The organism is Ruegeria sp. B1 (assembly GCF_056535885.1).
In genome coordinates, this window is record NZ_JBQFJA010000001.1 from 813558 (window position 1) to 833720 (window position 20163).

20 protein-coding genes and 2 pseudogenes are annotated in these 20163 nt (G+C 57.0%); 18 read left to right on the forward strand and 4 right to left on the reverse strand.

The features are described 5' to 3' along the window. Positions 1-7 precede the first annotated feature (7 nt). From ACR3ES_RS03890 to ACR3ES_RS03905, 4 genes and pseudogenes are all read left to right on the forward strand, one after another. Positions 8-943: a hypothetical protein gene (locus ACR3ES_RS03890; RefSeq protein WP_170437249.1), complete on the forward strand. Its 936-nt coding sequence runs from the start codon at positions 8-10 to the stop codon at positions 941-943. Positions 944-1077: 134 nt separating this feature from the next. Then, a pseudogene (locus ACR3ES_RS03895) lies at positions 1078-1313 on the forward strand (SMC-Scp complex subunit ScpB); the annotation flags it as partial. A 94-nt stretch (positions 1314-1407) separates the two neighbouring features. Beyond that, complete coding sequence (locus ACR3ES_RS03900; RefSeq protein ID WP_480634687.1) at positions 1408-1905, forward strand: AAA family ATPase; 498 nt, start codon at positions 1408-1410, stop codon at positions 1903-1905. After that, positions 1902-2252, forward strand: coding sequence for a DUF4143 domain-containing protein (locus tag ACR3ES_RS03905; protein WP_480634688.1), 351 nt, complete (start codon positions 1902-1904; stop codon positions 2250-2252). The genes ACR3ES_RS03900 and ACR3ES_RS03905 overlap by 4 nt, the downstream gene beginning before the upstream one ends. A gap of 12 nt (positions 2253-2264) precedes the next feature. Here the strand turns inward: ACR3ES_RS03905 and ACR3ES_RS03910 are convergent, their stop codons facing one another. Next, positions 2265-3263 carry a LacI family DNA-binding transcriptional regulator gene (locus ACR3ES_RS03910; RefSeq protein WP_480424841.1) on the reverse strand — a complete coding sequence of 333 codons (999 nt, stop codon included), beginning with the start codon at positions 3261-3263 and terminating at the stop codon, positions 2265-2267. Positions 3264-3404: 141 nt separating this feature from the next. On the opposite strand from ACR3ES_RS03910, the gene denD reads away from it, so the two are divergent. From denD to ACR3ES_RS03950, 8 genes and pseudogenes are all read left to right on the forward strand, one after another. Continuing rightward, positions 3405-4391 (forward strand): D-erythronate dehydrogenase, encoded by a 987-nt coding sequence (gene denD, locus ACR3ES_RS03915; protein ID WP_170437243.1) that lies wholly within the window; start codon positions 3405-3407, stop codon positions 4389-4391. 28 nt (positions 4392-4419) lie between these two features. Next, a complete protein-coding gene (locus ACR3ES_RS03920) occupies positions 4420-5382 on the forward strand; it encodes a TRAP transporter substrate-binding protein (RefSeq protein ID WP_170437241.1) in 963 nt (320 codons plus the stop codon). Between the two features lie 75 nt (positions 5383-5457). After that, positions 5458-5979 (forward strand): TRAP transporter small permease, encoded by a 522-nt coding sequence (locus ACR3ES_RS03925; RefSeq protein ID WP_170437239.1) that lies wholly within the window; start codon positions 5458-5460, stop codon positions 5977-5979. Next, the gene (locus ACR3ES_RS03930) at positions 5976-7256 is read left to right on the forward strand and encodes a TRAP transporter large permease (protein WP_170437237.1); all 1281 of its coding nucleotides are present in this window, start codon (positions 5976-5978) and stop codon (positions 7254-7256) included. The genes ACR3ES_RS03925 and ACR3ES_RS03930 overlap by 4 nt, the downstream gene beginning before the upstream one ends. A gap of 2 nt (positions 7257-7258) precedes the next feature. After that, positions 7259-8146 (forward strand): L-threonate dehydrogenase, encoded by an 888-nt coding sequence (gene ltnD / locus ACR3ES_RS03935; RefSeq protein ID WP_170437235.1) that lies wholly within the window; start codon positions 7259-7261, stop codon positions 8144-8146. A 61-nt stretch (positions 8147-8207) separates the two neighbouring features. Further along, a pseudogene (otnK, locus tag ACR3ES_RS03940) lies at positions 8208-9397 on the forward strand (3-oxo-tetronate kinase). Next, positions 9394-10038 (forward strand): 3-oxo-tetronate 4-phosphate decarboxylase, encoded by a 645-nt coding sequence (gene otnC, locus ACR3ES_RS03945; protein ID WP_170437230.1) that lies wholly within the window; start codon positions 9394-9396, stop codon positions 10036-10038. The pseudogene otnK and the gene otnC overlap by 4 nt, the downstream one beginning before the upstream one ends. Beyond that, entirely contained in the window at positions 10038-10805 is a 768-nt protein-coding gene (locus ACR3ES_RS03950) for a TIM barrel protein (protein ID WP_170437228.1), read from the forward strand. The genes otnC and ACR3ES_RS03950 overlap by 1 nt, the downstream gene beginning before the upstream one ends. Before the next feature lie 25 nt (positions 10806-10830). On the opposite strand, the gene ACR3ES_RS03955 is transcribed toward ACR3ES_RS03950, so the two are convergent. From ACR3ES_RS03955 to ACR3ES_RS03965, 3 genes are all read right to left on the reverse strand, one after another. Beyond that, positions 10831-11609 (reverse strand): IS5 family transposase gene (locus ACR3ES_RS03955; RefSeq protein WP_170437226.1). Its coding sequence is split into 2 segments (ribosomal slippage): positions 10831-11273 and positions 11273-11609, totalling 780 coding nucleotides; the frame shifts between segments, so codons are not numbered across the junction. A 99-nt stretch (positions 11610-11708) separates the two neighbouring features. Beyond that, positions 11709-13181: an FAD-binding oxidoreductase gene (locus ACR3ES_RS03960; protein WP_170437224.1), complete on the reverse strand. Its 1473-nt coding sequence runs from the start codon at positions 13179-13181 to the stop codon at positions 11709-11711. Positions 13182-13261: 80 nt separating this feature from the next. Continuing rightward, positions 13262-14167, reverse strand: a complete 906-nt coding sequence (locus tag ACR3ES_RS03965; RefSeq protein WP_170437222.1) for a LysR substrate-binding domain-containing protein — start codon at positions 14165-14167, stop codon at positions 13262-13264. A gap of 133 nt (positions 14168-14300) precedes the next feature. Between ACR3ES_RS03965 and comD the strand changes: the two genes are divergently transcribed. From comD to ACR3ES_RS03995, 6 genes are all read left to right on the forward strand, one after another. Further along, positions 14301-14807: a sulfopyruvate decarboxylase subunit alpha gene (gene comD, locus ACR3ES_RS03970; protein WP_170437220.1), complete on the forward strand. Its 507-nt coding sequence runs from the start codon at positions 14301-14303 to the stop codon at positions 14805-14807. Next, entirely contained in the window at positions 14804-15358 is a 555-nt protein-coding gene (gene comE, locus ACR3ES_RS03975) for a sulfopyruvate decarboxylase subunit beta (protein ID WP_170437218.1), read from the forward strand. The genes comD and comE overlap by 4 nt, the downstream gene beginning before the upstream one ends. Positions 15359-15396: 38 nt before the next feature. Next, positions 15397-16350, forward strand: coding sequence for a tripartite tricarboxylate transporter substrate binding protein (locus tag ACR3ES_RS03980; RefSeq protein ID WP_170437216.1), 954 nt, complete (start codon positions 15397-15399; stop codon positions 16348-16350). A gap of 33 nt (positions 16351-16383) precedes the next feature. Beyond that, entirely contained in the window at positions 16384-17889 is a 1506-nt protein-coding gene (locus ACR3ES_RS03985) for a tripartite tricarboxylate transporter permease (protein ID WP_170437214.1), read from the forward strand. Continuing rightward, entirely contained in the window at positions 17886-18341 is a 456-nt protein-coding gene (locus tag ACR3ES_RS03990) for a tripartite tricarboxylate transporter TctB family protein (RefSeq protein ID WP_170437212.1), read from the forward strand. The genes ACR3ES_RS03985 and ACR3ES_RS03990 overlap by 4 nt, the downstream gene beginning before the upstream one ends. A gap of 1095 nt (positions 18342-19436) precedes the next feature. Continuing rightward, positions 19437-20150: an HAD-IA family hydrolase gene (locus ACR3ES_RS03995; RefSeq protein ID WP_170437210.1), complete on the forward strand. Its 714-nt coding sequence runs from the start codon at positions 19437-19439 to the stop codon at positions 20148-20150. Positions 20151-20163: the final 13 nt, after the last annotated feature.

The window sequence follows — 20163 nt, forward strand, 5'->3', positions numbered from 1 at the left end:
CAGCTAAATGTCGCAACTTTATTCGGATCGGGCTAATGGTCCGCGACCCAGAACAGAAACCGAGATATCGGCCACGGTGGAAGCAGCGCTTCAGAGCTTGGTCCAAAGCTTTCAAGACCGTGACTTTTTCGGAATCGATTTTCCAGCTATTTGCCCGGACAACGGCCGACCTTTTGGTACATCTGAGGACATGTTGGAGGCCGCCCGTGTCGGCATGGTCCCTGAGCTAGCGCAATGGTGGCGCAAAGTAAGTGAAAATCATGGGGAAGAGGCGTCCATTCCAACAGTTGCAATTCTGGACGCACTTGAATGGCATGCAAAGCATGCAGGGGAGCCAAGAGAAAGTGATTATCACAGTTACTTCCGGCATTATCACAAGACCTGGGATCGAGAAGATGGTTTGGCAGACTTCCGTACTGCTGTGAATGACGTATTGTCCCGTAACGGTTTGGCTTACGAAATGGGCATTGACGGTCTCATCACACGTATCGTCGAAGGGCCCGTCGCCGATCAACTTCGTCTGACGCATTTCGATAGTGGTGATCTAGAGACAGATCGCCTTCTCGAACTTGCTCGAACACGCTTCTTCGATAGAGATCCAGACGCAGCGCAACGATCGATTGAGGCGCTCTGGGATGCATTTGAACGCCTAAAAACGCATATTGACCCCACCAACAAAAAATCGTCGGCGCAGGCGCTTATCACCGCTGTTGCACAATCCTCCGAAGAGCAAGCACTTTTTGAAGCTGAAATGCTAGCCCTAACGAGTATTGGCAACACGTGGCGTATCCGTCATCACGAGACAAACAAGCATGATCTTGGAACAGATCGTCGACTACGAGATTACCTTTTTCTGCGGATGTTCACTCTTCTTCATCGGATCATTCCGGGGCGAAAAGTGATGTCATATGAAACGCCAGATAAACGCTTTGACCGAATTTAGGTCTGTCGCTTGAACGGAGGAGGTGGGCTGAAGTTACAATAGTTTCCAGTTATCGTAACCGGGATGCCGTGAGGTGGGCGATGCTCAGCCGGTAACTATAATGGGACCCATTATGGTCGTTGCGTAACCTTGGCGCTGCCATCGCGTACCATCAGCCGATCACCTGCGCCGGCCTGAAGGACATCTTCGGCAAAAAGATCAGCCGCGATCTGATTGGGCGGTTGCATGCAGGCGGCCCCATCGGCACCGGACTGCGATCCCCACGGCGCGGAGCGTTTACACCTACGTGACGACCGAGCAGTTCCTCGTGGCGTTCGATCTGGAGTCGCTGCCGGACCGGCAGCAGCTGGAAAATGAGATGCTGGTTTGACGGAGGAAAGATAGGCGTAGCGTGCATCGCCGTCACGGTGTTGGACTCGCCTTAAGCTCTGCAAATCTTCCATCGCATTGGATAAATGTAAGGTATGATCGAGCGCAGTCACAGACAACGGGTTAAAGGGGCCCTGGAAGCCCAGGCTGGTGTCTCTCTGCTTGGTCCAAGACAGGTCGGCAAAACGACCCTTGCCCAAGACGTCGCAGAAAGCCGCGATGCGGTCTATCTCGATATGGAGCGGATGGCGGATCGTCAGATCTTGGACGAGCCGGACCTTTATCTGGATGAGCAGATGGGACGGCTTGTTGTGATCGATGAGATCCAGCTTGTGCCCGATCTCTTCAAAGCTCTGCGCGGTCAAATCGACCGGCGCCGGAGGGCACGACACCGAACCGGGCAATTCCTGTTGTTGGGATCGGCGTCAAACACGCTGCTGCACCAAAGCGCCGAGTCTCTGGCTGGACGGGTGAGCTATCACGAACTGACGCCCTTCCTTCTGCCAGAGGTCGGCGTTGACGAGATGTCGACGCTTTGGCTTCGGGGCGGTTTCCCCGACAGTTTTTGGCGAGGACGCATCGGGCCAGCTTGACCTGGCGCGAGGACTTTATCCGAACCTATCTGGAACGCGACATCCCGTCATTCGGGCTGCGCATTCCGGCCGAGGCACTGCGCCGACTCTGGACCATGTTGGCCCATGAACAGGGCGGCCTTCTCAACGCGGCGAAGCTGGCGGGCAACCTCGGTGTCTCCGGTCAGAGTGATACGCGGTACCTTGATCTGCTTGTCGACCTAAGGCTGGTGCGGCGGCTTCCGCCCTGGCATGCAAATGCTGGCAAGCGATTGGCGAAATCGCCCAAGGTCTTTATTCGGGTCGCAGGGATGACCCATGCGCTCCTTGGCATTGAAAGCTTAGAGGCCCTTCTGGGCATCCTGTAGTCGGCGTGAGTGTCAAGTGGACGCACCAGGGATCAGTTTGAAGCCGATATCGACGATCCGTGCCGTGTCCTGATCGGCGAGACGTGCGAGGATCTGCTTGGCCGCGGTGGCGCCGATTTCGCTGCGCCGGGATTGTACCGTCGTTAACGGGATCGGGGCGGCCTGACCCAGGTCGAGCCCGTTAAACCCGGCCAAAGCCAGTGTGTCCGGAATGGATAGGCCATTGGCGAGCGCTTCGAACTGGCCTCCGATCGCCATGTCATCATTGGAATAGTAGATCAGCCGCGGCGTCCCGATCCCTAGCATGCGTGCGGTAAGCGTCCGGCCCAAAGCAACGGAGCTCGGGGCCGCATCCTGCAGCGAGGTTTCGAAATCCAGGCCTGCCTCTTGCAGGGCGGCGCGGAAACCGTCGCGGCGGGCTGCGGCGCGGCGGTCTCGGATCAAGTCGTGCCCGATATAGCCGAAGCTTTCATAGCCTCGTCCGAGCAGATAGTACGCCATCGACTTGCCCGCCTGCACTTGCGACAGGCCCACGGCCATATCGACTGGGTTGGTGTCAATCTCCATGATTTCGACAACGGGGCAAGTTGCACGGCTGAGGAGCTTGCGGGCTTTGGGGGACGGGTCTGCCGTTGCTATGACAATGCCTGCGGGCTGCCATTCCAGAAGGCTTGCGATCAACCGTTCCTCCCGCACGGCATCGTAGTTCGATACGCCCAGGATCGGGTGATAGCCAGCGGTCTCCAACCGCTCCTCCAGCCCATGGAGCACGTCGGGAAAGACGATGTTCGACAAGGAGGGCAGGATCACTGCGATTTGGTTCGATGTCCGCCCTGCGAAGGATCCGGCTAGCCTGTTGCGGACATAGCCCGTCTTTTCAAGCGCCTCCTCTACCTTCCGTACGGTGTCCGCAGACACATTCGCTGCGCCGCGCACGACGCGGGACACGGTTATCTCGCTCACTTGAGCGAGTTTGGCCACTTCGGCCAGTCGAACTCTAGATGGGGCCATCATGTCGTCCGTTCTTTATGCGAATAGTAATTTCATGATGATAGCGCCGATCAAATGTGAAAAAAAGACCATATTATAAGGGATAGTATGTTTGACAGCGCTGTCATTACCCTGTAGAGGTGCTGCTGAGGGAGGATTGTCATGCGCATTTTGGTCACTGGAGCGGCCGGTTTTCTGGGGCGCATGCTGATTGATAGGCTTTCGGCAGCCGGGAGCATCGACCTGGAGGGGGAGCAGCATCAGATCCATGAGATCTTGGCCTGTGATGTGGCTGAGGACTCGCTGGCTATGCTGGAGGCGACCTATCCATTCGTTCGTGCGCTGTCGGGTGGCGTTGGTCATCCAGACGTGTTGTGCGCAATGGTCGCCGCGCAGCCTGATCTGATCGTGCATCTGGCCGCCGTGGTTTCAAGCGCGGCGGAAGAAGACTTCGGGCTCGGCCTGCGGGTCAATGTCGAAGAGACCGTGGCGCTCATTCAGGCGTTGGAGGCGCTGAACTCGCCGCCTGTTGTAATCTTCTCTTCGTCGGTGGCTGTCTTTTCCTGTGCGGACAATGAGGTCATTCAAGATACGACATCGCCCGCGCCGCGCAGCAGCTATGGCGCGCAAAAGATGATCGGAGAAATCCTGATCCGTGACGCGAGCCGTCGTGGGATTTTGCGGGGACGCAGCCTGCGGTTGCCCACGATTTCAGTGCGCCCTGGCAAACCGAACCGCGCGGCGTCCTCTTTTGCGAGTGGGATCATTCGGGAGCCGCTGACCGGACAGCGGGCGGTGTTGCCGGTCGGGCGCGAGGTGCGCCTGCACTTGGCCTCGCCTGACCGAGTAGTTGACCATGTGTTTCATGCCGCCACCCTGAAACAGAGCGCGCTGAAAGGCGAAACGACCATAACCCTGCCGGGCTTGTCAGTGTCCGTCGGAGAAATACTGGACGTCATGCGTGCCGAAGAGGGGGATGGAGTTGCGCAACTGGTGCGTCCCGTTCCGGACGCAGCTGTGGCGGCTATTGTGAAGAGCTGGCCCGGCGGGATCGAGACGCCCCGGGCAGAGGCTTTGGGATTTCGTAAAGACGGAGGATTTCGCGATCTGTTGGATCAATTCCGACAGACGCTTTCGATGCCGGTGTGACCGGCATACAGACCAAGGGAGGAGGACCATGAGACTCATGACATTGGCTGCTGCAACGGCCGCGATGATCGCTGGCGCAGCGCAGGCGAACCAGATCACTATCGGCCACACCGTGGCTGCCGACAGCCATTACGGTATCGGAGCACAGGCCTTTCTGAACACTCTGACCGAGGTGTCGGGGGGCGCTTGGTCCGGCACGCAAGCACCTGCCGGGCAGTTGGGAGGCGAGCGGGACATGATCGAAGGATTGCAGATCGGCTCGGTCGACATGGTGATTACGTCGACCGGCCCGCTTGGAAACTTCGTGCCCGAGGTCTTCGCACTCGATCTGCCGTTTCTGTTTCGTGACTACGACCATGCGCGCGCCGTACTAGACGGTGAGATCGGGCAAGAACTGCTGGATAGGATGCGCGATGCCGATCTGGTCGGCTTGGCATGGACTGAGAACGGCTTTCGTCACGTCACGAACTCCCAACGGCCGATCCGGACGCCAGAAGACCTGGACGGGCTGAAGCTCCGCACGATGGAAAACCGTGTGCATATGGAGGCGTTCCAGAACATGGGCGCGGCACCAACGCCGATGGCATTTCCAGAACTCTTTTCCGCTCTACAACAGGGCGTTGTGGATGGCCAAGAAAACCCAATCGTGGTCATCACAGCATCGAACTTCTGGGAAGTGCAGAACCATGTCTCAATGACCGGTCATGTCTACTCACCAGCGATCATCTTGGTGTCGCCGATCCTGTGGGACGGGTTGAGCGAAGAGGAACAAGGCTGGTTCCAAGAAGCCGCCGCGGCGTCGGTGGAGGCCACGCGTAGCGAGGTGCTGAGACTTGAAGAAGAGGGCATCGCCCTGATGGAAGAGCGGGGGATGGAAGTGATCACCGAGATTGACAGAGCGCCGTTCCAGGCGCTCGCCGAAGCGGCCTACCGCGTCTACACCGACCAGTACGGCACAGAAATGGTCGAGCGCATTCAGGCGGTTGAATGAGGTAGTCCTGCGGGCCCGATCCTGGGCCCGCAGGGTTCTCTTGGGCGGTTGCAGCCTCTGAAAGAGTGCAAAAAAATGACCCTTTTTCTCAAGTTTGAGCGCTGGAGCACGTGGTTTGCACTCACGCTGGCCATCCTCTTTCTGATTATCGCCGCGGCGCTTGCGATGTGGCAGGTGACCACTCGCTTTGTGATCGGTGTGCCCTCAACCTGGTCGGAGGTAATCACCCGGTCGGCTATGATATGGTCGGTTTTTCTGGGCGTTGCTGCCACATACCGGCACGGGTCGATGATCGCGATGGAGATCGTACAGAGGGCATTGCCCGGGCAGCTAGGGCTATGGCTCTACCTTGGGGCCAACGCGCTGTCCTTAACGTTCTTTGCAATCCTGTTCTGGCAGGGCTGGGGCATGACGGAGCGTGTCGCACGCCAGACGCTTGCCGCCCTTGAGGTGTCCATCGCTTGGGTCTACGCGGCCCTGCCGGTTGGGGCGGTGTTCGCCATCATCGCGATCCTGGGCTGTTCATTGCGCGCTTGGCTGGCGGGCTCCAGCGCGGCTGCAACAGAGCCGATCTTGGACCAAGAGGCAGAGCGATGAATGCTGCCATTGCCATTTCACTGGCAGTCTTCTTCCTGATAGGGGTTCCGATTGCGGTCGCGATTGGTCTGGCCGCCATTGTGGGCATCGAAGCACATGGAAGTTTGCCTCTGCTTCTGGTCGCTCAACGTATGTTCGCGGGCATCGACAGTTTCCCACTCATGGCGATCCCGCTGTTTATCCTTGCTGGCAACTTAATGAGCGCAGGTGGCATTTCACGCAGGCTGGTGGATCTGGCAAAGGCGTTGGTGGGCGGCATGCAGGGCGGGCTGGCCTGTTCCTGCGTGCTGACCTGCATGATGTTCGCCTCCGTTTCGGGCTCGTCAGTCGCCACGACCTTCGCTATTGGCGCGATCCTGATCCCCGCCATGGCACGGCATGGGTATCCCAAGCCGTTGGCGGCCTCCGTCCAGGCCAGCTCTGCTGAACTGGGCGTGTTGATCCCGCCATCGATCCCGCTGATCCTTTACGGCGTGTCGACCAACACCTCGATCGAGCAACTGTTCATTGCGGGCATTGGGCCGGGCCTGCTGGTGGCTGGCGCGCTGATGCTGACGGTGATCCTAATCTGCCGTGCGCGGGGCCTGGGTCTGGAGGACGGGAAAGACCGCCCCTCGCTGCGCGCCGCGACCATCGCGGCCTTGCCAGCGATGCTGGTGCCGTTTGTTATTATCGGAGGGATCTATTCCGGTGTTTTCACACCCACAGAGGCAAGCGCGGCCGCGGTGGCCGCGGCCATACTGGTCAGTCTCGTCTTCTATCGCGAATTGCCGCTGCGCGCGCTGCCAAACATCCTGAAACGGACGGTGGTGTCGTCTACGGCGATCATGCTGATCATCTCGGCCGCGGCGCTCTTTTCCTTTCTGATCACTCGGTCTGGATTGCCGAACGACATTGCGGTTTGGTTCAACGCGGTATTCGAGACCCGATTTGCCTTCCTGCTGGTCGTCAATCTGCTCCTGTTGCTTGTCGGCATGTTTATCGAAACCTCTGCCGCGATCCTTGTGCTGGCGCCGATCCTTGCGCCCATTGCCATCGCATATGGCGTAGATCCGGTGCATTTCGGGCTGATCGTGGTGGTGAACCTAGCCCTGGGGATGATCACTCCGCCACTGGGCGTGAACCTCTTCGCGGCCTGTGCGGTGGCTGGTATCCCGGTGGAGCGGATCATTCCGCAGCTCATCTGGTTTGTGCTGGTCGTCTTTGGGTGCCTGATGCTGATCACCTACGTGCCGATGATTGCACTTGGGCCGGTCGAACTACTAGTGGAGAGATAGATATGGCGGTGATTGCGGTTCTTGGTCTGGGCTCTATGGGGATGGGCATGGCGTTATCGTGTCTGCGGGCTGGCCATGAGGTGCTGGGCTTTGATCCGCGACCGGATGCGGTCAGGGCTTTGCGCGCCGCGGGTGGCGTGGCGCTGACGGTAGAAAGTGCGCCGAGGGTGGAGATCCTGGTCAGTGTGGTTCTGAACACCGCCCAGACCGAAACGGCGCTCTTTGGGTCCGAGGGATGGGCTGGTAAGTTGGCCGAGGGGGGTGTTGTGATCTCTTCTGCGACGATCCCGGCGGCGGATGCCAGGCGTTATGCGGCGACCGCAGCGGAGCTGGGTCTTTTCTATCTCGACGCGCCCATCTCGGGCGGAGCGACCAAGGCGGTTGAGGGCCGTCTATCGATCATGGCGTCGGGCGATGAGGAGGCCTTTGCCAAGGCCAGACCAGCGCTTGATGCGATGGCGGAGACGGTGCATGCGCTGGGTCCTGAGGCGGGGACAGGATCGGCGATGAAGTCGGTCAATCAGTTGCTGGCGGGCACGCATATCGCGGCAATGGCCGAGGCAATGACCTTCGGCGTCGCACAGGGCTTGAAACCAGAGGATATCCTGAGAGTCATCTTAGTCTCGGCGGGCAACAGCTGGATGTTCGAGAACCGTGCCCCGCATGTGGTGGAGGGCGATTACACGCCGCTGTCGACAGTGGCCATCTGGCCCAAGGATCTGGGCATCGTCACCGAAGCCGCAAGTGCGATGGGGCTGGACCTCCCGGTTGCGCAACGCGCGCTGGGTCAGTTCCGGGAGGCCGCAGAGGCGGGTCTCGCCCAGGAGGATGACGCAGCGATTGCCAAATTCTACGCTGAGAGGGCGGGACTGAAACTACCGGGAGAATGACGTGAAGCTGGGATGTATCGGGGACGATTTCACGGGGTCCTCGGATCTTGCTAATACGCTGATGCGGCAAGGCATGGGTAGCGCTGTTTATGTGGGCGTGCCAGATGGTCCCGCGGACGCGGAAATGGAGGCGGGGGTCGTGGCGCTCAAATCCCGGTCAATACCAGTGAAAGAGGCGGTCAGGCGATCGCTCGAGGCGCTGGATTGGCTGAAAGGGCAGGGGTGCACGCAATTTCTATTCAAGTATTGTTCCACCTTCGACAGTACGGCGGAAGGTAATATCGGCCCAGTGGCAGAGGCGCTTGCAGAGGCTTTGGACGCGCCGAGGGCGGTGTTTTGCCCGGCTTTTCCCAGCACCGGCAGAATGGTGTTTCAGGGGCATCTTTTCGTCGGGGACCGCTTGCTGTCGGAAAGTGGGATGCAGAACCATCCCCTGACACCCATGACCGACCCAGATCTACGTCGTATTCTAGCAGCGCAGAGCAAGATAGAGGTTGGCCATGTCCCGCTGGCCCGCGTCGCGGACGGGGCGGAGGCCGTCCTTGCAGCAATGGAGATGGAGCAAGCGGCGGGGCGGCGGTTTGTCGTCGCGGATGCGATTACGGACACCGATCTGATGACGCTGGGTGCCGCGCTGGCCGACGACGTGCTGATTACCGGAGGGTCGGGGATTGCCCTAGGCCTTCCTGCCAATTTCCGCGCACGCGGCGAGATTGGCGAAGCCGTCAACGCTTGGCGTGGCGAGGAGGGCAAGGCCGCGGTTCTCTCGGGCTCCTGCTCTATCGCGACACGCGCGCAGGTGGCCCGTCATAAGGCAGAACACCCAGCACGGGAGATCGCGGTAGAGGATGTACTGGACGGTCGTCTGACGCCGAACGGACTGGCAAGGTGGCTGGCCGTGCAGGAAGGTCTGCCGCTGGCCTATTCCTCTGCCGATCCGGATATTGTGCGCGGCATTCAGGAACGACACGGCACAGAGCGGGTGGCGCGCGCGCTGGAGGAGTTCTTTGCCGCTACAGCACGAGAATTGACCGCGCATGGGGTTCGGCGGCTGATCACGGCGGGGGTGAGACTTCGGGGGCGGTGGTCGAAGGGCTGGGGCTGAAGGCGTTGTCAATTGGGCCGGAGATCGCGCCCGGTGTGCCGGCCGTGCGTGCGTCGGACAATCTGGTGCTGGCACTGAAATCGGGGAATTTCGGGGGTGAGGATTTCTTTACCAAAGCTGCCACCGTGCTGGAGGGTACACCATGAGCGAGGCCAAGCTGCGCGAGGATATCTGTTTCTGGGCCAAGTCAATGTTTGACCGTGGTCTGACGGGCGGTGCGTCGGGCAACGTCTCGGTCCGGACCGAGGATGGTGGTCTGCTGGTTACGCCAACAGGGGCGAGTTTCGGACGGCTCGATCCGGCGCGTCTGTCGCGGTTCGATGCCGCAGGCCGCCATGTGGCCGGTGACAAGCCCACGAAAGAGATGCCGCTTCACACGGCGTTCTACGAGACTCGGAAAAGCGCGGGTGCCGTGGTGCATCTGCATTCCACGCATTCTACCGCCTTGTCGATGCTGCCGGATGTGGACGAAGATAACATGCTGCCTCCGCTCACCGCATATCCAATCATGCAGCTCGGCAAGGTCAAGCGCTTGCCATTCTTCCGCCCGGGCGATCCGGAAATGGGCGAAGCAGTACGAAGTCTTGCCGGCAAGCGTAGCGCTGTTGTCCTGGCTAATCACGGCCCGATCGTAGCGGGTAAAGAGCTGGAGGCAACGGTCTATGCGATTGAGGAGCTCGAGGAGGGTGCCAAGCTCGCGATGTTATTGCGACACGCAAACCCAAGAGGCATGACCGATGCACAGGTGATGGATCTGGTGCGGTATTATGGGGTGGAGTGGGGCTGATGTGGCTATCGGCTAATCTGGGGTTTCTGTTCACTGACTTGTCTTTGCCGGAGGCAATCCGCACCGCCAAGGCGCAGGGTTTCGACGCTGTGGAATGTCATTTCCCGTTTGATCAGCCTGAGGCGGAGGTGTCAGCCGCCCTGAAGGAGACAGGCCTGCCGATGCTGGGCCTGAACACTTGGCTCGGCGACCGCGCCGGCGGGGATTTCGGGCTGTGCGCCTTGCCGGACAGACGCGAGGAGGCGCGGGCTGCAATAGATCAGGCGATTGCCTATGCGCGCAAGATTGGCTGCGGGGCGGTGCATGTGATGGCCGGTCGCACGGATGGCGACGCGGAGGCGGAGGCCTGTTTTCGCGAGGCTCTGTCCTATGCCTGCGCCACCGCGCCGGATCTGACGATCCTGATCGAGCCGCTGAACTACCGTGACGTCCCGGGCTATCATCTGGTGCATATGGACCATGCGGCGCGGATCATCGACGATCTGGGGCAGGCCAATCTGAGGATCATGTATGACCTATATCACACGCAAATCATGCGGGGGGATCTGACCGGTCAGTTCACTGTGCATCGGGACCGGATCGGACATATCCAGATCGCCTCGGCCCCAGACCGGGGCGAGCCGGGGCAGGGGGAGGTTGACCTCCTCTGGCTTTGCCGCTGGCTGGAGGGCGAGGGTTGGCACAGGCCGATCGGTGCAGAATACAAACCTCGTCAAGGCGAGACTTTGGCGGGACTAGGCTGGATGACAGCCTTCAAAGACCAGTAAATGCTGCGACCTCTTTGATGCTAGGTCATGTTGACAAATGGCGGATCCAGAGGCGGATCGAAATGATATCTACGAAGCCAAGGAAGCTTTCGGCTGTCTTATCATAGCGGGTTGCCACACGCCGAGCATTCTTCAGTTTGTTGAAGCATCTCTCGACCAGGTTTCTCAGCCGGTAGAGATGCCAATCCAAACCAATGCGCCTTTTTCGGGACTTTCGCATTGGGATCACCGGTCGAATGCTTCGGTTGTGCAGTTCGGCGCGAATACGGTCGGCGTCGTAACCTTTGTCGGCTAGCAGCACGACTGGCTCTGGCAGGTTGTCGTCCATGAATCCAAGATAATCCGATGTCTGACCGGGTGTGATGTCAGTTCTCATAGGCAGCCCGGCGGCATTTACCCTGAGGTGGATCTTGGTCGTGAAGCCGCCTTTTGAGCGGCCAAAACCCTGTCGCGGAGTCCCCCTTTTGCGCCCGCTGCCTGATGATGGGCACGAACCACGGTACTGTCGACCATTTGAAGGGCATCAGGAACGATCCTGCTCTCGGTCAAGGTTTCCAAAATCTGTTCCCAGAGCCCCGCGAGGGTCCAGCGTCGGAACTGTCGGTAGACACTCGACCACTTCCCAAACTCGTCAGGCAAGTCTCGCCATGGGGCACCAGTACGTGCAATCCAGAAAACGCCATCAAGAACAAGGCGGTGGTTGATCGGTTTGCGTCCGTTTGGGGCACGGACCGCAAGGATGAACCGTTCAAAAAACGCCCACTCATCGTCCGACATTAGGTTTCTTGCCAAGCTGGCCTCCATCGCAGATACCGGCTTGAATCACGATCAGCGGGCTCTGTGAATCCCTTTTGTTAACACGACCTAGACATATACTTGTACTCTACGTCTGCTCCAGCAACATCACATTGGTTTTCGCCAACTATGTTTGTCGCGCGCACACGACGAAAAAATGACATCAGGATTCATAATGTTGTTGGGGTCCAAAGCACGTTTGATGTGTCGCAACGCATCAAGTTTTCCAGGACGCGCAAACATTTCAAGATCGCGAGCCTTTAGTCGGCCAATGCCATGCTCGGCGCTTATTGCACCTTGGCACTGTTCAGTTGCCTTGTTGATGGCTATTCGAACTGCATCGACAATGTCAGGGTTGTTTGCAACGAATTCTGTCCTGGGTATGTCCACTGGCGGTAGAACATTGTGATGGATATTGCCGTCGCCGATGTGGCCATAAGTGTTGACCCGAAGGTCCGAATGGATCTGCGCTAAGCTATCCTTAGTGGTTGCGATAAATCTGTTGACCTGACTGATTGGCACAGATGTATCACTGTTGCAAAATGCGCCTGCCAAACGGTTCGCCTCGGGTGTATGTTCGCGCAAGTTCCAGAGGTTTTGCCGCTGTGTGTCCGACTTCGCCATCACCGCGTCTGTTAGCAGATCCTCTTCAAAACAGCGTTCCAAGGTTTCTTCTAGCCGCACACCAATGCCATGAGGGCCACTTGCTTCAAGCAACAAATGCCAGTCATGCGTCTTGCCGAAAGGGGAAACAAGAGACGGGAAATGTGATCTCACAAGCTCCATGCCAAATCCGCTCATCAATTCTAGCGCGGAAATGCTTTCTCCCAGATGCATTCGAACACTCCTGAACAATTCCAGTGCTGCGGCGGGGGACTCGAGTGCACAAAAAACTGTCGTCGTTTCCGGATCCACGGGTTTTAGTATGAGGGTCGCTGCAGTAATGACCCCCAATGTACCCTCGCTGCCGATCAACAGGTGGCGAAGGTCATAACCGGTGTTATCTTTGCGAAGGGGACTGAGATCACTGTAGATTGTGCCGTCTGGCAAGACAGCCTCAACACCCAGACAAAGATCGCGGGCATTGCCGTGGCGCACGACCTGAATTCCTCCTGCGTTGGTTGCCAAGTTTCCGCCGATGCAGCAGCTACCTTTTGACGCCATACTGAGAGGAAACGTTAGATCATGTGCGGCGACGGCGGTATGGATGTTTTCCAGAATGCAGCCGGCCTCAGCCACTAAAACACTATCATCCAAATTGATGCTGCGGATTTTGTTCATGCGCTCGAGTGATAAAACAATCGCATGATCGCTGGTTGGCGAGAGCTGACCCGCAACCACGCCTGTCCCTCCGCTGAAGGGAATAATGCCTGCTTTGTTGATGTTGCAAAGTTTAACGATCTCAGCGACTTGTTCGGTCGTCTCGGGCAGTACGATAAGGCTGGCTTTGCCCTCAAACCTGCCACGCGGGTCCTCAAAATGCCGTGTTTCTTCCGTGCCCGATTTCCATCCCGTTGGACCAAGGAGGAGCTTCAAACTGCAGAGCAATTCGTCGTTAGGTCGATTGAAAGTCTCGGTCATCGTTTGTGTCCCAGTGAATGAGCTGTAGACATTCTTGAAGGGAAGACAAATTTGAGCAAATCATAGTTTTTTAGTTTTTGCTAAAGGCTGACTTTACTACCTGCGCCAATACCTTGGTGCGCGACGACAATGCGCAGCTGCGCCAGAAGTTCTTGGACAAGCCGTAATTTGGAGCAATCACTCCGCGTCAATAGACCCAAGACCCGAGAGGGGGCTGTAGGCCCAAGCGGGACTTTTCTTAAGGTCTGGAAAACCGGATCAGGCACGCAGATGTCCGGAACGACAGACACACCAAGGTTGTGCGCGACCATGCTCGCCAGATTTTCAAGAGATCCCATTTCCATCGTGTCGTTGACCTTGATCTTCCGCGCCGCAAGCCATTCTTCGGCCATCAACCCAACCGATGCCGCGCGCGTATGACGGATGTAGGGCTGGTTTGCGAAGATCCGCATCGGGTCGGTCTCCAGAACCTCCGGTGAGGTCAAAAGTACAAGCTTCTCCTCGTAGAATGGCATCCAGTTAAGGTTGTCCTGCACACGCGCTGGTTTGCTCAGAACAACGGTATCCAGGCTGCCTTGTTCGACCTGCTTCAGCAACTTTGGAGAAAGGTCCGGAATGATCCTCAGATGCAGATCAGGAAAGAGACCGATCAAACGTTTCGCTGATTTCGGAATGAGGCCTCCCATTGTTGACGGCACAGCACCAAGGACCAATTCGCCGATCATGCTCGGGTCACCAGTCAGATCGTCCAACACCGTTTCATAGGCTTTCACGACGGCCTTAGCTTTTGGCACGAAGGCTTTTCCCAACTGATTGAGACGTGGCGTACGCTCCGAGCGATCGAAAAGCTTGGCCTCAAGCGTGTCTTCCAGACGCCTCATTTGCTGCCCGACCGCCGCATCGGTTAAGCAGACGATGTCTGCAGCGCCGCGAAAGCTGCCGCTCTCAGAAATTGCGATCAGTGTTTTGAACAATGCGATGGTCAATGTATCTGTCCTTCGATCTGCCTGCAGGGCATCCAACAGATAAAGCAAAATTTTACTTAAGCGCAAAGATTTATGACTCGCGCTATCAAAACTTTAGTTAGAGGATGCTGCAGCCACTGATAGGGAGTGCCGGGTGTCAATCAGCAAGAAAATCGTAGAAGGCCTTGTGGCCAATGACGTTTCATTCGTCACAACTGTGCCGTGCAAACAGTTGGCAGGTGTGATCGATGAGGTGGAAAAGCGTGAGGATATCTTCCACATCCCTTCGAACAAAGAAGACGAAGGGATGGGGCTTTGCGCCGGAGCCTTCATGGGAGGCAAACGCCCTGCCATTATTATGCAAAACACCGCTATTGGCGTCACCATCAACACGCTGGCAACGCTGACGCAATTCTACCGGATGCCATTGCCCATGATCATCTCTTACCGGGGTGAGCTGCGTGAACCTGTGGCTTGCCAGGTCGAGATGGCCGTACACACCAAAGCACTGCTGGCCCAGTTGAACATCCCGACCTACCACTTCCACTGGCAAAGAGATGTGGAGGAATTCGACAACATCTTGAAGTATACCTTCATGTGCAACAAACCCGTGGCAATCCTGACAGATGCCAATTTCTGGGGAGGCTATGGCGACCAATGATCCGTTCTGAAATCCTGAAGGAAATCGCACCCATCCTGAATCCGCATCTGGTTGTATGCAACATCGGCCTTCCGAGTCAGGAACTGCACATGATTGATGATAACCCACGTAACTTTTATATGCTGGGGACTATGGGGCTGTCGTCTTCCATTGGATTTGGCCTGGCGTTGGCGCAGGACAAACCGGTGATTTCCATCGACGGCGACGGCTCTGTGCTGACCAACCTCGGCGCGCTGCCCACCATCGCCAATAATGCGACGGACAACTATACTTTGTTGATCATTGATAACGGATCTTATGGTTCAACCGGGGATCAGCCAACCTACGCTGGACAGAAAACGTCCCTCGCTGCGGTGGCTAAGGCTTGCGGCTGCGAAACGGTCATCGAGGTCCAGGACAAGGACCTTGGCCCGGTGCTGCAAGATGCCGTCGATAATGATCAGATGACTATCATTGTATGTAAGTGCGACAGCGGCAATATCAAGCTGCCTGTCATCACGTTGGACCCGGTGGTGATCCGTCACCGCTTCATGGAAGCGGTCTTGGCATAAAATTCGAAAGAAAAGATCGAAGCATTAGGGAGGAAAACATGCTGAGAAGATCAATCCTGACGGCCGGTGCTGCGATGGCACTTTCCATAACACTGGGTACAACTGCGCACGCCGAGCTGAATGGCCCGGTCAACTACGTCATACCGTTTGGCCCCGGAGGTGAGTCCGACATATCGGCACGGCTTCAACAGCCATTCTTCAAGAACAAGTTCGGTCAAGAAATGGTGATCAACTACCAGCCCGGCGGCGGCGGTGCTGTTGGTTGGGCGTCGCTCAACGGACTAAGCGGTGACGGCCAGACTATCATGGGCGTCAACCTGCCTCATATCGTGATCAAGCCAGCTCAGAAGGATGTGGGCTTTACGACTGACGGTTTGAACACGTTTTACATGTTCCACTTCACGCCCGACGCAATTGTTGTGCATGCAGATAGCCCATACCAAACGCTGGCTGACCTGGTAGAAGACGCCAAGGCGAACCCTGGTCAGGTAACGATGTCGGGCTCGGGCAAAGCCTCGGCAAACCATCTGGCACAGATCAAGTTCGACAAAATGACTGGTGCGTTGACCACTTACGTTCCATTCAAGGGAACCGGTGCATCAACGACTGCGCTTTTGGGCAGTCAGGTCAAAGCGCAATGGGGATACACCACCGTCGGCGCAAAACAGGGTGACGCCGTACGCATGTTGGCCGTTGCTATGGAAGAGCGTCACCCGCTGTTCCCTGATGTGCCGACGTTCAAGGAACTTGGCTATGACATGGTTGGCGGTGCTTACCGCGGGATTGCCTTGCCCAATACGGCCAGTCTAGAGACCACACAGATGTGGTCGGATATGATCGGTGAAATCAATGCCGATCCCGCGTTTCGCCAGCAAATGCTGGATGGTGGCTTTGCGCTTCTCGATGTTGACGTGAGCGGTATGGCTGATTTTATGGCCGCCCGGACCGAAGAGTACTTGAATGACGCGCGTGAAGCGGGCCTGATCGAATAAACCATTAGCGGTTAGCCCATAGAGAGACGCGCAATGGAACTTGGTCATTTTTTGTCGGCCATGACCCCGTTCAACTTTGGTCTTGCGCTGTTTGGCGTAATCGCCGGGACGATCGTTGGCTCAATCCCAGGGCTAACCGCAACCATGGCACTCGCAATTTTGGTGCCGATCACCTTCAGCATGGAGCCCGCTTCGGCGCTGATCCTTTTGGGGGCCATATATACAGGCGCTATCTATGGCGGCGCATATGCTGCGATATTGCTGAATACCCCCGGAACGCCATCTGCTATTGCGACGACATTTGATGGCTACCCGATGGCCAAGCGCGGCGACGGCGATCTGGCCGTTGCGCTCGCCTGCTTTGCTTCCGTTGTCGGGGGTATGGTCGGCGCGCTGGCGTTGTTGTTTCTTGCGCCGCCTTTGTCAAAGGTCGCTTTGGCCTTTGGCCCAATTGAATACTTCTGGCTGTCAATATTTGGCCTGTCGCTCATTGCTTCGCTGTCAGAGGGCAACCTTGCAAAAGGGTTAGCGGGCGGCGCGTTCGGTATGATTCTTTCGACCGTCGGTGTGGCCGAGATTTCAGCCGATATTCGGCTGACATTTGGCAGCCAGACGTTGATTGGCGGTTTTGGCGTGGTTGGTGCACTGATCGGCCTTTATTGCATCCCCGTTCTGATTGACCTTGTCGCGGTGCCGGACAGGCACCTAAAGGTCGAGGAAGACGTCCGTTCGGTGCGCATTGTGGAGGCGTTCAGGATCTCCATGAGGTCCAAGTTCAACCTGATCCGTTCTTCAGTGATCGGCACGCTGGTGGGCATCTTACCGGGAGCAGGCGGTTCTGTCGCAGGACTGGTTGCCTATTTGGAGGCAAAGCGCACCGCCAAGCCAAGCCAAAAGTTCGGAGAGGGCGAACCCGACGGGATAATGGCGACTGAATCCGCCAATAACGCGACAGTTGGCGGCGGTTTCATTCCGACGCTGGTACTTGGCATTCCCGGAACACCTCCGGACGCCATCGTACTAGGGGCATTGTTGATCCAGGGTGTGCGTACGGGTCCCGCAATGTTCACCCAAAGCGGGTCCATTGTCTATACGTTCATCTATGGCTTGATTGTCGCCACCATCTTGATGCTGCCTGCCGGACTTTTGATCGGACGCTATGCCTACAAAACGATCGTGACGATCCCAAAGGCCGTGCTCGTCCCAACTGTTGCGTTCATGACGATCATCGGCACCTTTGCAATTCGCAACAGCGTTTCCGACGTCGTCATTATGATTTGCCTCGGCGTTTTCGGCTGGATCGTGGGCCGATTTGGTTTCAAGGCTTCCCCGATCGTACTGGGGCTGATCCTTGGCCCAATCGCGGAACAAGGGTTTGTGCAAGGCTGGACCATTGGATCCGCGATCGACGATTTACCGGGCATGTTCTTTGGTCGTCCGATTTCTCAGGGGATTATTGCATTTACCTTGATGGCCTTGGTCTTGCCGCTGCTCCTTGCCAGCAAGAAACGCAAAGCCGCAGTGGAGACCGAAGAATGAGCACGCATGCCTCAGAATCCCAGGGCCAGATTGGATCCCTTCTAACATCTGCCTTCTTCGTCTTCGCGGGCGTCGTAACTCTTTACGACACAACTGGGTATTCCGACCGGGACAGCCAAGTGTTTCCGATAACTGTCGCCATACTCCTGATCATAACAGCTGGCGTTTCATTCATCATTCGTTTCTTGCGACCCTCAAATGAGGGAGGGTTTGGTTCTGGGGTCTGGTGGCGTCGATTCTTGCTTGTTACTGCGATGCTGCTGACCTGTTTCTTGATGCCCTACGTTGGCTTTTTGCCCGCTGGGGTGGTTGCGTTCGCAGGCGGACTGATTGCCGCCAACCATGACAATTGGAACACATCCTCTGTTTTCTTATACTGGGGCGCCGGGGCGGTAATTATGCTAGCGTTTTTTGCTATGTTTAAATACGTCCTGCTAGTTCCACTGCCATAGAGATGTCTGGGTTCGCTTCCATTTCAGCCATTGGCATTCTCGGGCTCAGGGCCTAAGTCCGAGTTGCAGGACACAACAGACGGTTGGCACATAAACCAAATCAATGAGCGTGCTTCATCGCGGACGTTCAACAGGCTTTTGTGAAGGACTACTTTGAGCAAAAATGACAGCTGGTTCGGTTTGGATGACCAAAGCGAACACATGTGACGGTACACCCTGACGCCAATCATCGAGAACCCATCGCGGCCTGTGTTCCGTCGTCTCAGTATCGCGTGCGGAATATCCCGCGCCGTGAATAAAGCTCAGCAGCTTGCAAAACGAAAGCCGCGAGCCGTGGTGCGTCGAAGTCACGACGCAGACGTTCGGCGGCCTCTTCAAGTTCGGTCAGTACGGGCGGCGCGCAGCTTGGTGCCCAGCTTGACGATGTCTGGGATGGTCACCTCATCGCCCTCACCGAGGACCTTTGATGTGGTGTTCGCCAGAGAGTTGAGACCGCATCAACGGTTGCATTTGTCTCGCCAGTGTCGGCGGCGACTGTTTTGATCAGGTCAACTTTGTTCATGATATTTTCTCTTCTCGAGTTAGGCCGGATGGGCCGGTGGGTTGGCTCGGCCAGAGGCGTCATCGGCTCAGCTTAAGCATTCGTCAGCTGTCACTGTACCCTAATTAACCAGAATCCACCCAGAAATTGTCCTGCAATATCAACGAGGCTTTGTGCCCTTAATTTTCGTACTGTACCGTTAATTGCAATACGGCACCCTTAATTACCAGACGGTCGAACTTGTGGAAAAATCTGTTCCCTCCTTGTCCTAGGCCGACGGATATCACCGTTCTACGAAGTACAGAGCGTTGAGTAACTGCCTGCAGCATAGCCTGTGGGCATATTGCAATTAAAGGTGCAAGTTGGCCCTAAAAGGTTCTGAATCCGCAGAATCTGATTAATTAGGGTACAGTGACACCAGCACCGAACGCATGAGCGATAAATTCGCTGAGATGCTCGCCCGGGAAGAGTGCAATGGCGAACCCGGTTATCTAGACGGCATGAAGCGCCTCCTTGAGCGGACACAGCCGGATTTCAGGGAATAGGACAGCGACATGGACGATTTGAAAGAACTGTTTGCCGAGAACAGGCCAACGACACTTACCTTCGATTGCTATGGAACGCTCGTCGATTGGGAGGGCGGAGCCGCCAAGGCGCTGCGACACATCTACGGTTTTGCCGACAAGCTCGTATCCGACGATCTGCTGATAGACCTGTTCCTGGAGTTCGATGCGCTTGTCATTCGCGAAGGGATTTTTCCCTACAGCATGGTGCTCCAAAATGTTGCTGATCGCATCGCTGAAAAGCTGCTTGGTAGCTCGCCCCCAGAACTCAGCGAGGCCTTTCCACAATCCCTCCCATCTTGGCCAGTGTTCGCGGAATCCAATGAGGCGCTGACGCAGCTCGCAAAGCACTTTCGCCTGGCGATTATCTCGAATGTCGATGACGATCTGATCGCCGAGACGCTGACCCAGATCAGTGCGCCTTTTGATGAGGTCATCACCTCTCAACAAACCTCAACCTACAAGCCGGACAGGCCGATTTTTGAGGCTGCCCTGCGCAAACTGGATGAAGACCCAGGCCGCATCATCCATATCGCAGAAGGTCTCGGGGAGGCTCGGCCCGCCACCGCGTTTGGCATGAAGAGTGTTTGGGTGAAACGCTCAAAGCGCTCCGATGACGGTAGCGGAGCCATCCCACATGCCACCGCGCCAAGTCTCATGGCGATTGTCGAGGCCGCACAGTCCAGCCTCGTGGCAACCCATTAAATCAAAGCAGGTA

What these genes read in the sequence shown, in the direction of transcription:
- ACR3ES_RS03890 (WP_170437249.1), top strand. Translation starts at nt 8, where the DNA reads ATGTCGCAACTTTATTCGGATCGGGCTAATGGTCCGCGACCCAGAACA.
- ACR3ES_RS03900 (WP_480634687.1), top strand. Translation starts at nt 1,408, where the DNA reads ATGATCGAGCGCAGTCACAGACAACGGGTTAAAGGGGCCCTGGAAGCC.
- ACR3ES_RS03910 (WP_480424841.1), bottom strand. Translation starts at nt 3,263, where the DNA reads ATGGCCCCATCTAGAGTTCGACTGGCCGAAGTGGCCAAACTCGCTCAA.
- denD (WP_170437243.1), top strand. Translation starts at nt 3,405, where the DNA reads ATGCGCATTTTGGTCACTGGAGCGGCCGGTTTTCTGGGGCGCATGCTG.
- ACR3ES_RS03920 (WP_170437241.1), top strand. Translation starts at nt 4,420, where the DNA reads ATGAGACTCATGACATTGGCTGCTGCAACGGCCGCGATGATCGCTGGC.
- ACR3ES_RS03925 (WP_170437239.1), top strand. Translation starts at nt 5,458, where the DNA reads ATGACCCTTTTTCTCAAGTTTGAGCGCTGGAGCACGTGGTTTGCACTC.
- ACR3ES_RS03930 (WP_170437237.1), top strand. Translation starts at nt 5,976, where the DNA reads ATGAATGCTGCCATTGCCATTTCACTGGCAGTCTTCTTCCTGATAGGG.
- ltnD (WP_170437235.1), top strand. Translation starts at nt 7,259, where the DNA reads ATGGCGGTGATTGCGGTTCTTGGTCTGGGCTCTATGGGGATGGGCATG.
- otnC (WP_170437230.1), top strand. Translation starts at nt 9,394, where the DNA reads ATGAGCGAGGCCAAGCTGCGCGAGGATATCTGTTTCTGGGCCAAGTCA.
- ACR3ES_RS03950 (WP_170437228.1), top strand. Translation starts at nt 10,038, where the DNA reads ATGTGGCTATCGGCTAATCTGGGGTTTCTGTTCACTGACTTGTCTTTG.
- ACR3ES_RS03960 (WP_170437224.1), bottom strand. Translation starts at nt 13,181, where the DNA reads ATGACCGAGACTTTCAATCGACCTAACGACGAATTGCTCTGCAGTTTG.
- comE (WP_170437218.1), top strand. Translation starts at nt 14,804, where the DNA reads ATGATCCGTTCTGAAATCCTGAAGGAAATCGCACCCATCCTGAATCCG.
- ACR3ES_RS03980 (WP_170437216.1), top strand. Translation starts at nt 15,397, where the DNA reads ATGCTGAGAAGATCAATCCTGACGGCCGGTGCTGCGATGGCACTTTCC.
- ACR3ES_RS03985 (WP_170437214.1), top strand. Translation starts at nt 16,384, where the DNA reads ATGGAACTTGGTCATTTTTTGTCGGCCATGACCCCGTTCAACTTTGGT.
- ACR3ES_RS03990 (WP_170437212.1), top strand. Translation starts at nt 17,886, where the DNA reads ATGAGCACGCATGCCTCAGAATCCCAGGGCCAGATTGGATCCCTTCTA.
- ACR3ES_RS03995 (WP_170437210.1), top strand. Translation starts at nt 19,437, where the DNA reads ATGGACGATTTGAAAGAACTGTTTGCCGAGAACAGGCCAACGACACTT.